Annotated in this window: 14 protein-coding genes and 2 riboswitches; of the genes, 8 read left to right on the top strand and 6 right to left on the bottom strand. The window is 71.8% G+C overall.

The window, feature by feature from the left end:
* Window positions 1–95: 95 nt before the first annotated feature.
* The 3 genes from ACQ5BE_RS18150 to ACQ5BE_RS18140 are packed head-to-tail and all read left to right on the top strand — an operon-like array spanning window position 96 to window position 1,439.
* Complete coding sequence (locus ACQ5BE_RS18150; RefSeq protein ID WP_430298366.1) at window positions 96–542, top strand: helix-turn-helix transcriptional regulator; 447 nt, start codon at window positions 96–98, stop codon at window positions 540–542.
* A gap of 10 nt (window positions 543–552) precedes the next feature.
* Window positions 553–963 (top strand): VOC family protein, encoded by a 411-nt coding sequence (locus ACQ5BE_RS18145; RefSeq protein WP_430298365.1) that lies wholly within the window; start codon window positions 553–555, stop codon window positions 961–963.
* The gene (locus tag ACQ5BE_RS18140; RefSeq protein WP_430298364.1) at window positions 960–1,439 is read left to right on the top strand and encodes an iron chaperone; all 480 of its coding nucleotides are present in this window, start codon (window positions 960–962) and stop codon (window positions 1,437–1,439) included. Before ACQ5BE_RS18145 ends, ACQ5BE_RS18140 begins: the two co-directional genes overlap by 4 nt.
* Before the next feature lie 2 nt (window positions 1,440–1,441).
* Here ACQ5BE_RS18140 and ACQ5BE_RS18135 read toward each other — a convergent pair whose 3' ends face one another.
* On the bottom strand, window positions 1,442–3,163 hold the full coding sequence (locus ACQ5BE_RS18135; RefSeq protein ID WP_430298362.1) for an LssY C-terminal domain-containing protein: 1,722 nt from the start codon (window positions 3,161–3,163) through the stop codon (window positions 1,442–1,444).
* 111 nt (window positions 3,164–3,274) lie between these two features.
* On the opposite strand from ACQ5BE_RS18135, the gene ACQ5BE_RS18130 reads away from it, so the two are divergent.
* Window positions 3,275–3,748: a hypothetical protein gene (locus ACQ5BE_RS18130; RefSeq protein ID WP_430298361.1), complete on the top strand. Its 474-nt coding sequence runs from the start codon at window positions 3,275–3,277 to the stop codon at window positions 3,746–3,748.
* A gap of 16 nt (window positions 3,749–3,764) precedes the next feature.
* Here the strand turns inward: ACQ5BE_RS18130 and ACQ5BE_RS18125 are convergent, their stop codons facing one another.
* The 4 genes from ACQ5BE_RS18125 to ACQ5BE_RS18110 all read right to left on the bottom strand — a co-directional run bounded on the left by ACQ5BE_RS18125 (window position 3,765) and on the right by ACQ5BE_RS18110 (window position 6,739).
* Entirely contained in the window at window positions 3,765–4,058 is a 294-nt protein-coding gene (locus ACQ5BE_RS18125; RefSeq protein ID WP_208711451.1) for a DUF503 domain-containing protein, read from the bottom strand.
* Window positions 4,059–4,138: 80 nt separating this feature from the next.
* The gene (locus tag ACQ5BE_RS18120) at window positions 4,139–5,122 is read right to left on the bottom strand and encodes a hypothetical protein (protein ID WP_430298360.1); all 984 of its coding nucleotides are present in this window, start codon (window positions 5,120–5,122) and stop codon (window positions 4,139–4,141) included.
* 98 nt (window positions 5,123–5,220) lie between these two features.
* Window positions 5,221–6,165 carry an oxygenase MpaB family protein gene (locus ACQ5BE_RS18115; RefSeq protein WP_430298359.1) on the bottom strand — a complete coding sequence of 315 codons (945 nt, stop codon included), beginning with the start codon at window positions 6,163–6,165 and terminating at the stop codon, window positions 5,221–5,223.
* 91 nt (window positions 6,166–6,256) lie between these two features.
* On the bottom strand, window positions 6,257–6,739 hold the full coding sequence (locus tag ACQ5BE_RS18110) for a flavin reductase family protein (protein ID WP_430298358.1): 483 nt from the start codon (window positions 6,737–6,739) through the stop codon (window positions 6,257–6,259).
* A gap of 41 nt (window positions 6,740–6,780) precedes the next feature.
* Window positions 6,781–6,892: riboswitch (SAM riboswitch) on the bottom strand.
* Window positions 6,893–7,034: 142 nt separating this feature from the next.
* Window positions 7,035–7,131, top strand: a riboswitch (SAM riboswitch).
* A gap of 5 nt (window positions 7,132–7,136) precedes the next feature.
* Between ACQ5BE_RS18110 and ACQ5BE_RS18105 the strand changes: the two genes are divergently transcribed.
* The 4 genes from ACQ5BE_RS18105 (at window position 7,137) to acs (ending at window position 11,988) form a co-directional block, all read left to right on the top strand.
* Entirely contained in the window at window positions 7,137–8,003 is an 867-nt protein-coding gene (locus ACQ5BE_RS18105; RefSeq protein ID WP_430298357.1) for an ABC transporter ATP-binding protein, read from the top strand.
* Window positions 8,004–8,054: 51 nt separating this feature from the next.
* Window positions 8,055–9,098 (top strand): aliphatic sulfonate ABC transporter substrate-binding protein, encoded by a 1,044-nt coding sequence (locus ACQ5BE_RS18100; protein WP_430298356.1) that lies wholly within the window; start codon window positions 8,055–8,057, stop codon window positions 9,096–9,098.
* Between the two features lie 80 nt (window positions 9,099–9,178).
* The gene (locus tag ACQ5BE_RS18095; RefSeq protein WP_430298394.1) at window positions 9,179–9,958 is read left to right on the top strand and encodes an ABC transporter permease; all 780 of its coding nucleotides are present in this window, start codon (window positions 9,179–9,181) and stop codon (window positions 9,956–9,958) included.
* Entirely contained in the window at window positions 9,934–11,988 is a 2,055-nt protein-coding gene (acs, locus tag ACQ5BE_RS18090) for an acetate--CoA ligase (protein ID WP_430298355.1), read from the top strand. Before ACQ5BE_RS18095 ends, acs begins: the two co-directional genes overlap by 25 nt.
* Before the next feature lie 78 nt (window positions 11,989–12,066).
* Here acs and ACQ5BE_RS18085 read toward each other — a convergent pair.
* A partial coding sequence (locus tag ACQ5BE_RS18085; RefSeq protein WP_430296798.1) for an IS3 family transposase occupies window positions 12,067–12,149 on the bottom strand: 83 nt, incomplete at its 5' end.

Genomic DNA, 12,149 nt, shown 5'->3' with positions numbered 1-12,149 from the left:
GACTCGGCCAACTATGGTCCATGTCACACGGCGTGACAAGGTCGTCATGGAACCGGGTCTCGACAGTCGCATGGCGGGCTTGGGACGATCGGCTCGTGACCGCTTCCTCCCCCTCCGCGGCTCCGCGCCTGCGCGACCTCGCGCTCCTGCGGCGCGTGCGCGACCGGATCGACCGCGAGTACGCGCAGCCGCTCAACGTCGAGGAGCTGGCCCGGGGCGTCCACCTGTCCGCGGGGCACCTGAGCCGGCAGTTCCGGCAGGCCTACGGGGAGTCGGTGTACCAGTACCTGATGACGCGGCGGATCGAGCGGGCAATGTCCCTGCTGCGGATCGGGGATGCGAGCGTCACCGAGGTGTGCTTCGCCGTCGGGTTCTCCTCCCTCGGCACGTTCAGCACGCGGTTCTCGGAGCTGGTCGGGGTGCCCCCGAGCGTCTACCGGGAGCAGGGGGCGGACGTGACGGCCGGGATGCTGCCGTGCATCGCCAAGCAGGTCACGCGACCGGTCAGGAATCGAGAAGCGCAGCCCGCCGCACGCTCGTAGCGTGGTGGCCATGGAACTCACCATTCATGCAAGCGCCCTCCCGCACACCGACCCGGAGGCGTCCCTCGCCTTCTACCGCGATGTCCTAGGGTTCGAGGTCCGCCAGGACGTCGGCCGGGGCACGATGCGGTGGATCACCGTGGGACCCGTGGGCCAGCCCAGCACCTCGATCCTCCTGGCCCCGCCGGCCACCGACCCGGGGATCACCGAAGACGAGCGCCGGACCATCTCCGAGATGATGGCCAAGGGGACCTACGGCTGGATCCTGCTGGCCACCCCGGACCTCGACGAGGTGTTCGAGAAGGTCCAGGCCACCGACGCCGAGGTCGTGCAGGAGCCCACCGCGCAGCCCTACGGCCTCCGCGACTGCGCCTTCCGGGACCCCGCGGGCAACCTCATCCGCATCCAGGAGCACAAGTGAGCCCGGCAGCCAAGGCGGGCGCTGCGGCCGAGGCGACCGGCGCGCCGTCGTCCGCGTTCAGCGCCGAGGAGCGCGCGGCGATGAAGGAGCACGCCGCCGAGGTGAAGAAGGCCCGCGGCCGCCAGAGCGCGGCGGACAAGGCGGCCGGCGACCTTGCCGACACGGCCGCCAAGATCGAGTCGTTCGAGGAGCCGGACCGTTCGATCGCCCGGCGGCTGCACGCGCTGGTCGCCGAGGCCGCGCCCCAGCTCGCGCCGAAGCTCTGGTACGGCATGCCCTCCTACGCCCGCGACGGCAAGGTGGTGCTCTTCTTCAAGGACCGGAGGAAGTTCGGGAGCCGGTACGCGACGCTCGGATTCGAGGAGACCGCGGCCCTGGACGACGGCGCCATGTGGGTGACGTCGTTCGCCCTGACCGAGCCGGGCGAGGACGACTGGGCCCGGATCGCGGAGCTCGTGAGGAAGGCCGGGGGCTGACCTCAGCGCAGCACGATCAGCTGGGCCCTCCCGTCGGTGAAGAACTCGTCCCCGCTGCCGTTGTGACCCATCTGGGGGTGTGTGAGCGCGACGAGCTGCTCCGGGTATCGGAGGGAGCCGATGATGTAGGCACGCTCGGCGTCGATGTTGGGGTCGATGTGGTGGGTGGGCACCTTCGCCGTTCCGGCGAACTCGATCCCGTCGTCGAAGCTGGCCGTGCCCTCCCAGACGGGGCGGCCGTCGGGCGCCGTGTAGTCGGTGCGCCAGATGCGGGTGTGGTGGCGCTGGCGCAGCGAGTTCTCCGCGGTCGCCTTCTGGAACGCGAGGGACTCGGGGCGCCCCGCCATGAACGACGGCGTGACCGGGGCCGTGGCGTACTGGCCGCCCTGGATCCCCACGGCGAAGGCGCGCAGCGTGTTGGCGAACGTCGACGGCTCCGCACGGTCCCACCCGGCCGCCCCGAACGCCGCGAGGAGCTGGTCCTCGGAGCCGACGTAGATGAAGTTCGCCGGCTCCATCCGATCGCCGGTGAGCGTCTCGCTGTAGAGCGGGAGCCGCGCGAACGACGCCGCGTCCAGCGCCGGCAGCGCCGTGGTGGGCTGCTGCGCGGGGTGCTCCTGCGGGTGGAGCAGCAGCGGCGCCGTCGTGAGTGCGAAGGCCACCCCCACGACGGGCACGACCGCGACCACGCGCCTCACGCTGACGGCCCGCTGCTGCCGGCCGATCAACGGGAAGCGGCTCGCGATCTCGAGGAAGCCGACGGCCGCGGCCAGGAGGGCCGCCCCGAACAGCATCCCGCCCCAGACGTCGCTCACGTGGTGCACGCCGAGGTACACGCGGCTCATCCCGACCAGCAGGACCACCGCCAGGTAGGCGGCGACGACCAGCACCCGGGACGCCGCTGAACGGTACGCCCGCACCAGCAGGTACGCGAGGAGCCCATAGACGACCACTGCCCGCACGGTGTGGCCGCTCGGGAACCCCGGAGTCGTCACCACGAGCAGGGCCAGGGACTCGTCCGGGCGCTGCCGGTGGAGGATCTGCTGGACCAGATCCGTCAGGAGCTCCTGCGCCACGACGGCGCCGACCACCGCGGTGGCGAGGAAGCGGCGTCGGGCCTGCCACAGCACGAGCGCCGCGGCGGCCGTCATCAGGACCACGGTCTGCCAGTTCGCGAGCATGGTCGCGGCGATGAAGAAGGCCGTCTCCCCCGGCGTGCGGACCTTGGGCATGAGATTCGCGATGCGCTCGTCGATGCGCGTCAGGACGCCGCCGCTGACCACGGTGTAGGCCACGCCGAGGAAGTTCACGAACGGAACGGCCGCCACCACGACGACGCCCGTGAGCCACAGCCCCGACGCCCTGTCGCGGCGGAACCGGTTCCGCAGCCACACCGCCCCCGGGGCATTCGTGGCCCGGGCCCTGACCACGTATTCGTTCGCGGCGAGGCCCTCCCAGGCGGCCGCGGCGAGCGAGCGCAGCATCTCCGACGGCCGCGCGAGGGCACGCACCACAGCCCAGACGAAGACCCCGATGAAGACCGCCTCGAGGAACACGGCAGCGAGGAACAGCATGGGCGAGACGAACAGCGTCAGTGTGCGGACGGCGTAGAAGAAGACGACCATGAGCACGAGGGCTGCCAGGGCCAGCGCCAGGTGCGGGGCCGCGCCGATCCTGCGCCTCGGCGCGTGCCGCACTGGTCCGCTTGCCACGTCAGACGCCATAGGGCGATTCTCCCCACTTTCCTGAAGGGTTCCTGCAGGCGGCCCGCGCGTCAGGGTGCGCTCAGGGTGAACCCCGAGGCGCGCGGGCGGATCGGCGGGGATAATCGAACGGTGAGCACCCCCGGCAACGCCCCTCGGCGGAATCCGTACCGGGACCCGAGCGCCTACTGGCCCGACGGCGTCCCGCCCGGGAGCACGTCCGCCCGGGGATCGCGCGGGCTCGACGGCCTGGTCCCCGACGGCCAGCGCCACGGCGAGCTTGCGCGCAGGGGTGAGGCGTCGCCGTCGTCCGCGGGATCCCGCCGCAGCGAGCCGCGGCAGCCGCGCCCGCCCAAGCCTGCTTCGCGGTTGGCGACGTTCCTCGGGGTCCTCTGCTTCGCGGCGGGGCTGACAACCTTCACCGTCGGATTCATCCCGGGCGGATGGGGAGCCTTCCTCGCGTCGGGACCGCTCGTGTTCGCGGCGCTTGCCGGCTGGGGCTCGTTCGCGCGGTCGAAGGCGCGTGCCGCCCGGATCTCTGGGATGGCGATTGCCGGCGTGGCGCTCAGCGCGCTGCACGTGGCGCTGCTGATGTTCGTGCGCTGACTGCTGACTGCGGCGCTCAATCCTCGCTGTGCAGGTCGCGGCGGCGGGCGCTGAGGAGATCGACCTCGGGCCGGCCCGCGACGAGGCGTTCGACGCCGTCGAGCACCTCGAGCGCGTGGGCCCGGTCCCCCGAGACGATCCCCGCGCCGATGCGGGCGCGCCGGTACAGGTCGTGTTCGCCCACCTCCGCGACGGACACGTCGAAGCGGCGTCGCACCTCGGCGACGATGGGCCGGACCACCGAGCGCTTCTCCTTGAGGGTGTGCACGTCGCCGAGGAGCAGGTCGAGCTCGATCCACGCGATCCACATGCGCCCATTTTCTCCCCCCTCTCATCGACCCCCTTCATCGACTGCTCCGTAAGTGTCGGTTTGAGGCCCCAGAACGACACTTACGGAGCAGTCGATGAAGGGGTGGAGGCGCCGGCGGAGGCCTTGCCGGGGCGCCAGCCCCTGAGGAAGAGGGCCGTCCGGACCTTCGCGACGGCCGCCTTGGCGTCGTTGGCCATGTGGCGCTTGGAGATCCTCACCTCGGCCCAGCCGACATCGTCATAGCTCTCGGAACGGGCGATGTCCCGCACGATCTGCGGCTCCGTCCCGTGGTGCTCGCCCTCGTACTCGACTCCGACGCCGTACTCGGGGTAGCCGATATCCGGCTTCGGGCCGCGCTGCCCATGGCTTCCCACAATCCGGGCGTTGAGCACCGGTTCCGGAAGGCCCGCGCGCAGCAGGGCGAGCCGCAGCGCCGTCTCCTGCGGCGAATCCGAGCCGACCCGGATCAGCCCGAGGGCCAGCCGCGCCTTGCGGATCCCGCGTTTGCCGCGGTGCCGCGCGACGATGTCCCGCAGGGCTTCCAGTGTGCAGTGCGGCTCCTCGCGGCCCTCCAGCTCGGGATACGGGATCCGGACGCAGGCGTCACCGACGGCGACCAGCTCGTCCAGCGTGATCCGTTCAGCCAGGTCGAGCCAGGTCCGGGCGGGGGTCGTGACCGGAACACCTCCGAGGCGCGTGATCTCGCCGGGCAGGAGCTTGGCCCGGTGCACGACGACGTGCGGCCGCTTCAGGTGCGCTGCCCCCTCGGGCCGGATCACGTGGAAGACCTCGTCCTCACCCAGCCCCCGCTTCCGGGTTGGGAGGCCATGGAGCTCTGCGGCCGTCGTGTGGGAGGCCGCGCACTGCTCGTTGACCTCGACGAACGGGCGCACCCGCGCGCCCAAGGCGAGCGCCGCCGTCGTGCTCTGCCCCCTAATCCCGCGCCCCATGAGCCTGAGGCTCCGGTGGCGCAGCCTGCGCTTGCTGACCCCGGCATGGGCGGCCTCGGCCACCGTGAAGGGCCGTCCGGAGAGCTGCTGGGGGAGACGCCGCGGGGTCTTCATGCCCTCATGAGAGCAGAATCGGGACAAGGCGGCAGAAGTTATCCACACCCCCTCATCGACTGCTCCGCAAGTGTCGTTTTGAGGCCCCAGAACGACACTTACGGAGCAGTCGATGGACCGGGGAGGACGCCGAGGCGCGCCAGACGACGTCGCGCGGCCGCCTCACTCGGCGACATCGGGTCGAGGGCCCGACCCACGACGGCGAGGGTCGCCTTCGCGGCGCCCGTCACCGGGAGCGGCACCGGCCCGAGGCGGGGCCGCTCGAGCCCCAGCAGGTCCAGGTGCCGCTGGGGCATCCCCGACACCACCGCGTTGAACAGCACGGCGTAGCCCGGGCGCAGCAGCGGGTCGAGCGGCGGCCGGCGCAGGAACGAGACCACATCGGCCAGGCGCGGTCCGCCGGCAAGCTGCCCTGCGGCGTCGTACGCCTCCATCCGCTCGACGAGGGCGGACGCGGTGCGCGGCGGGTCGGCCACCCCCATGAGCTCCCCGGCCGCGGCCCACTCCCCCACGTAGCGGTCCGCACCCCCGGGAACCGGCCCGGCAAGCAATTCGTACGCCCGCAGGAACGCATCCGTGAAGGCGAGGTGGACCCACTCGGCCAGTGTGGGGTCATTGGCGGAGTAGTGCTCGTGCGTGCCGTGGCCCGTGACGAACTCCCCCTCCACGGGCACGTGCCGCTTCCGCACCCACGCGCACGCACGGCGGGCGGCCGCGGTGTCCCCGTAGGTGACGGTGAAGATCCAGCGGATCGTGCCGGCGAGCCGTGCAAGGGGGTCGGCGCGGTAGTTCGAGTGCTCCACGACGCCGGCGAGCACACCCGGGTGCAGGGCCTGCGTGAGAAGGGCGCGGATGCCGGCGGCGATGGGCGTCATGCCCCCGTGGACGGCCCAGACCGCGGAGCCAGGCGCGAAGTACCCCGCGTCGTCGCCCTCCTCGAGGGCTTCCTCCCACGCCAGGTTCCCCTCGGACTGGCCTGAGAAGGTCGTCAGGAGGCGGCGCCGCAACGGGCCGATGAGCGTGTCGTTGAGACCGGTGGTCACCCACCCAGCGTACCGGCGGGTTGGCTGGCCGGGGCCCCCTCCGCTTGGGGGAGCCGGGGCCCCGGCTGCCTGGCGCTGATGCGCCGTCGGTCTACTTTGCCCAGTACACGTGGTTGGTCAGGGGGACGAACTCCTCCGGATCCGAGACGCTGACCACCTCGCCGATCAGGATGACGTGGTCCCCCGCGTCCACCCGCTGCCAGAGGCGACACTCGAGGTGCGGGACGTCGTCGGCCACAATCGGCGAGCCCAGCGTCCCGGGCCCCCAGGCCAGTCCCGCGAACTTGTCCGTCCCCTTCGCCGCGAACCGCGCCACGAGGTCCCGGTGGGACTCGGACAGGATGTGCACGGCGTAGTTGTCGGTGCGGTTCCAGATCTCGAATGAGCTCGACTTCTTGTCCACCGCCCACGAGACGAGCGGCGGGTCGAGGCTGATCGACGTGAACGAGTTGCTCACGAGGCCTGCGATCGCGCCGCCGTCCGAGGTGGTGATGACGGCGATGCCCGTGGCCCAGTGCCCCATGGCGCGGCGCAGGTCCGCGCCCGTCACGAGGTCGAGGGGTGTCGCTGTCATGGGCTCCTCCAGCTAGTCGGCCGGACGCCCACGGTTCGCAGGCGCCGTACTTGCCGCGGATGGCCACCGCGGCCGGATCTTCATCTGGGGCACCCCACTACGGGAGAGGGTTGCCGCCCGGCCAGCCAGAGCTTCGCGCCGGGACTCTTGATCCTGTCCTTCACAGTACGGAAGGGATCCACCGGTCGTCCAACGTATCCGCGGGCGGTGGAAACACGCGGACACATTGTCATTTGTTACGCGCGCCCCGACGTCTGGTTTTGCACGGCGGGCCTTCTTTACGTGAAATGTGAAGTGACCATCCCGAGCGGCTGAGAGATCTGGCTCCGTGACGCCGCAGCAACCATGGCCCCCGCAGGGGCCACAGGTGCTACCGCCAGAACCGATGGAGATGCACATGCCTTCTGCCCTGGCCCAGCCGACTTCCGAGGCGCCCCACCGCGGTTCCGCCCTCGCCGCGCCCCGCGCCGCCTCGCTGGAGTTCCGCGGCGTCGCCCAGTCCTTCGCCGCCCGCCGCGGCCGTGGCACCGGGACGGGCGCGCACGACGGCGTGACCCACGTCCTGCGCGACGTCGACCTCGCGCTCGCCCCGGGTGAGATCGTGGCCCTGCTGGGCCCGAGCGGCTCGGGAAAGTCCACGCTGCTGCGCATCGCCGCCGGGCTCGACGCGCCCGCGGCTGGGGAACTGCTCGTGGGCGGCCAGCCGAGCAGCGGCATCTCGCCCCTGTGCGCCGTCGGCTTCCAGGAGCCCCGGCTCCTGCCCTGGCTGAGCGTGCACGACAACGTGGCCCTGGGCCTGCCCAAGGGGACCGAGAAGCGCGAGGGGCGCGCCGCCGTCGACCGCCTCCTGGCCCTCGTGGGCCTGACCCACTGCGCGGCGTACCGCCCAGGCGAGATCTCCGGCGGCATGGCCCAGCGGGCCTCGCTGGCCCGTGCCCTGGCCCGGCGCCCCGGCGTGCTGCTCCTGGACGAGCCGTTCGGCGCCCTCGATGCGCTCACCCGCCTGAAGATGCAGGACCTCCTCCTGCGCGTCCACGAGGCCGAGCCCACCACGGTCCTGCTCGTGACCCACGACGTCGACGAGGCGCTCCAGCTCGCCGACCGCGTCGTGGTGCTCGGCTCCGAGGACGGCGTGCCCGGCGCAACGATCCAGCACGTCCTCGACGTCCCGGGCGAGCGCCCCCGCGACCGCGCCGACGCCGAACTCGCCCGCCTCCGCGGCACCCTCCTGTCCACGCTCGGCGTGGACACGCACCACCACTGACCCTCCCCCGCACGTCCACCCGCACCCCGCACCCGCACGAAGAGGTTCCCCATGCCTGCCCTGAACCAGTCCCGCACCGCCGCGTTCCGCACCGCCGCGTCCCGCCGCTCCTTCCTCGCCCTCGGCCTCGGCGCCGCCGCCCTGGGCCTGAGCGCGTGCGCCGGCGAGGGCTCCGGCGGCTCGGCGCCCGCGGCGAAGGCGGCCGGGACGCTGAACATCGACTGGGCCACCTACAACCCGCTGTCCATCGTCATCAAGGAGAAGGGCTGGCTCGAGGAGGCCCTCAAGCCCTCGGGCGTCGGCGTGAACTGGGTCCAGTCCGCCGGATCGAACAAGGCCAACGAGGCCCTGCGCGCCGGGGCGATCGACGTCGGCTCCACTGCCGGCTCCGCGGCGCTCCTGGCCCGCGCGAACGGCTCGCCGATCAAGGCGATCAGCCTCTACTCCCAGCCCGAATGGGCCGCGCTGGTGGTCGGCAAGGACTCGAAGATCGCCTCCGTCGCGGACCTCAGGGGCAAGCAGGTCGCCGCGACCAAGGGCACGGACCCCTACTTCTTCCTCCTCCAGGCGCTCGAGGCCAACGGGCTCAAGCAGGCCGACGTCACGGTCCAGAACCTCCAGCACGCGGACGGCCGCACGGCCCTCGAGAACGGCTCCGTCGAGGCGTGGAGCGGCCTCGACCCGATCATGGCGGCCGCCGAGCAGAACGGCGCGAAGCTGCTCTACCGCAACATCGACTTCAACACCTACGGCTTCCTCAACGCCACCGAGTCCTTCCTCAAGGACCGGCCGGAGCAGGCGCAGACTGTCGTGGACACCTACGAGAAGGCCCGCGGCTGGGCTGCGGCGAACCTCGAGGAGACCACCTCGATCCTCGCCAAGGCGGCCAACATCTCCGATGCGGTCGCCGGGAAGGTCATCAAGGAGCGCACTCGGCTGGCCATCAACCCGGTCCCGGGCGAGACGCAGCTCGCGGTCCTGAAGAAGGTCGGCCCGATCTTCGTCGCCTCCGGCGATGTCTCCGGGCAGGACAAGATCGACACGGCCCTCGCCTCGCTCCTCGAGCCGAGCTTCGCGTCCAAGGCAGCCAAGTGAGCACCGCCTCCTCCGGGACCCGGCCCGAGGCTGAGGCGACGCACGACGCCGCGGAGGCGCCCGCCGTCGTGCGCGGCACCCTGCGCCGGGGTTCCCAGGGCGACGCGGCCGGCGGGCTCAAGCGCGCGGCGATCGGCGCCGTCGTGCCCCTGGTCCTGCTCGCGCTGTGGCAATGGTCCACCTCGGCGGGGCTGTTCAGCGCGGTCCAGCTGCCGGCGCCGGGCGCGGTGCTCGCTGCCGGGGCGGAGCTCGCGGGCCGCGGGGAGCTGTGGCAGCACGTGGGCATCTCGACGCAGCGCGTCCTGCTCGGGTTCGTGATCGGCGGAGCGCTGGGGCTCGCGTTCGGCTCGCTCGTGGGGCTGTCGCAGTGGGCGGACCGGCTCCTCTCGCCGACGATCGGGGCGCTGCGCGCGGTGCCGTCGCTCGCGTGGGTGCCGCTGCTGATCCTGTGGCTCAAGATCGGGGAGAACTCGAAGGTCACGCTGATCGTGATCGGCGCGTTCTTCCCCGTGTTCACCACGGTGTACCTCGCGCTGCGGCACGTGGACCGGAAGCTGGTCGAGGCCGGGCGGGCGTTCGGGCTCACCGGCCTGCAGCTGCTGACCACGATCCAGCTGCCCGCCGTCGTGCCCGCGATCTTCTCGGGCCTGCGGCTCGCGCTCGCGCAGGCGTGGCTGTTCCTCGTCGCGGCGGAGCTCATCGCGTCCTCGATGGGCCTGGGCTTCCTCCTGACGGACTCGCAGAACAACGGACGGACCGACAGGCTGCTCCTGGCCATCGTGCTGCTGGCGGTCATCGGCAAGATCACCGACGCCCTGCTGGGCGTCGCCGAGAGATGGGCGGTGCGCCGGTGGGCGTGAGCATTGACGAGACATCAGCCGTTGACGCCGGGCTGAGCGGTTCGGGCCAGACGGGTTCAGGCCGGACGGGTTCTGCCCAGACGGGCCCAGAGCGCCTCGCCTTCTGGGAGGACGCCGCGCGGCGCCTCGAGTGGGCGCAGCCCTGGGAGCGGGCCCACACCTGGATCCCCGCGGATGTCGAGGCGAACGAGCCCCCGGTGATCCGGTGGTTCGAGGGCGGCCAGCTGAATGCGGCCGTGAACTGCGCCGACCGGCACGTGGCCGCGGGGCGCGGTCACAAGGTCGCACTGCACTTCGAGGGCGAACCGGGCGACCGGGTCACCGTGACCTACGCGGACCTGCAGCGCCGGGTCTCCCAGGCCGCGAACGCTCTGCTCGCGCTGGGCATCGGCAAGGGCGACCGCGTGGTCATCTACCTGCCCGTGCTCGTCGAGACCGTGGTCGTCACGCTCGCCTGCGCCCGCATCGGGGCCGTGCACTCGCTCGTGTTCGGCGGCTTCTCCGCCGAGGCACTCCGCTTCCGCGTCGAGGACACGGGCGCGAAGCTCCTGGTCACCACGGACGGCCAGTACCGCCGCGGGAAGGCCGTACCGGTCAAGGACAACGCCGACGCCGCGGTGCGCGGCGGCGCGGAAGCCGGGGACAACGCCGTCGAGCACGTCCTCGTGATCCGCCGGACCGGCTCCGAGATCGCGTGGACGCCGGGACGCGACGTGTGGTGGCACGAGCTCGTCGACGCCCAGCCGGAGACGCACGAGGCGGAGGCGTTCGACGCCGAGACCCCGCTGTTCATCATGTACACCTCCGGGACCACGGGGAAGCCGAAGGGCCTCGTCCACACCACCGGCGGCTACCTCACGCAGGCGTCGTGGAGCCACGAGTACCTGTTCGCCAACCCGGACCCTGCGCTGCGCGACGCCGACGTGCACTGGTGCACGGCCGACCTCGCCTGGGTCACCGCGCACACGTACGAGATCTACGGCCCGCTCTCCAACGGCGTCACCCAGGTGATCTTCGAGGGCACGCCCAACACCCCGCACCCGGGCCGGCACTTCGAGATCATCCAGCGCTATGGCGTCACGAGCTACTACACGGCGCCCACGCTGGTCCGCTCGCTCATGGGCTGGTTCCCGGACGGCGTGCCTGCCGAGTACGACTTCTCGTCCATCCGCGTCCTCGGGACCGTGGGCGAGGCCGTGAACCCGGAGGCGTGGCGGTGGCTGCGCGAGAACATCGGGCGGGACTCGGGCGGCGACGTGCCGGGCGGCGTGCCGATGGTGGACACGTGGTGGCAGTCCGAGACGGGTGCGACCGTGCTCTCCCCGCGCCAGACGGACGCCGCGTTCAAGCCGGGGTGCGCCACGCGGGCGCTGCCGGGCCTCTCCACTGCGATCGTGGACGACGACGGCGCGCCCGTTCCGGCCGGGGTGCAGGGCTTCATCGTGGTCACCGAGACCGGACCCGCCATGGCGCGCACGGTCTGGGGCAACCCGCAGCGGTACCTCGACTCGTACTGGCGCAAGTACGCCGAGCAGGGCTGGTTCCTCGCCGGGGACGGAGCGAAGTCGGACTCCGACGGGGACACGTGGATCCTCGGTCGGGTCGACGACGTGCTCAACGTCTCGGGCCACCGGCTCTCGACGATCGAGATCGAGTCGGCGCTCGTGTCCCACCCGGCCGTCGTCGAGGCCGGCGTGTGCCCCGTGGCGGATCCGACGACGGGGCACGCGGTGGCGGCGTTCGTCGTCGTGAATCCCGACGCGGTCCAGACGCTGGTTGAGCGGAGTCGGAGCCACGATCCCGAGCAGGTCCTCGCCGACGCGCTGCGTGCCCACGTCGCGAAGGAGATCGGCCCCATCGCGAAGCCGCGCGACGTCGTCGTGGTCCCCGACGTCCCGAAGACGCGCTCGGGCAAGATCATGCGCCGCCTGCTCACGCAGCTCTTCGAGGGCAGCACGCTCGGGGACACGACGAGCCTGCAGAACGAGCCGTGCATCGCGGAGATCGAGAAGGTCCTCGCGGCGCGGTAGCAGACCCCACAAGAGACGGGACGGGACCCCGCAACGTTGTGCACTGGTCCCCGATAGTTGGACTGGCTTATTGAGATCCTAGGCTGCCAGGGCCTGGGCGCGGTATTGGACCGGGCTCAGGCCCTGGAGTCGTTGGGAGGTGCGTTCGTTGTTGTACCAGC

Origin of the sequence: Sinomonas sp. B1-1, from assembly GCF_050474465.1 — a bacterium.
Classification (GTDB): Bacteria; Actinomycetota; Actinomycetes; order Actinomycetales; family Micrococcaceae; genus Sinomonas; species Sinomonas flava.
Note: the sequence above shows the minus strand (reverse complement) of the source record. Positions and strands in the feature narration are given on the sequence as shown.

Bases quoted from the DNA above. Each gene is read 5' to 3' on its own strand.
- ACQ5BE_RS18145 (WP_430298365.1), top strand. From the start codon at position 553: ATGGAACTCACCATTCATGCAAGCGCCCTCCCGCACACCGACCCGGAG.
- ACQ5BE_RS18135 (WP_430298362.1), bottom strand. From the start codon at position 3,163: ATGGCGTCTGACGTGGCAAGCGGACCAGTGCGGCACGCGCCGAGGCGC.
- ACQ5BE_RS18125 (WP_208711451.1), bottom strand. From the start codon at position 4,058: ATGTGGATCGCGTGGATCGAGCTCGACCTGCTCCTCGGCGACGTGCAC.
- ACQ5BE_RS18120 (WP_430298360.1), bottom strand. From the start codon at position 5,122: ATGAAGACCCCGCGGCGTCTCCCCCAGCAGCTCTCCGGACGGCCCTTC.
- ACQ5BE_RS18110 (WP_430298358.1), bottom strand. From the start codon at position 6,739: ATGACAGCGACACCCCTCGACCTCGTGACGGGCGCGGACCTGCGCCGC.
- ACQ5BE_RS18105 (WP_430298357.1), top strand. From the start codon at position 7,137: ATGCCTTCTGCCCTGGCCCAGCCGACTTCCGAGGCGCCCCACCGCGGT.
- ACQ5BE_RS18100 (WP_430298356.1), top strand. From the start codon at position 8,055: ATGCCTGCCCTGAACCAGTCCCGCACCGCCGCGTTCCGCACCGCCGCG.
- acs (WP_430298355.1), top strand. From the start codon at position 9,934: ATGGGCGGTGCGCCGGTGGGCGTGAGCATTGACGAGACATCAGCCGTT.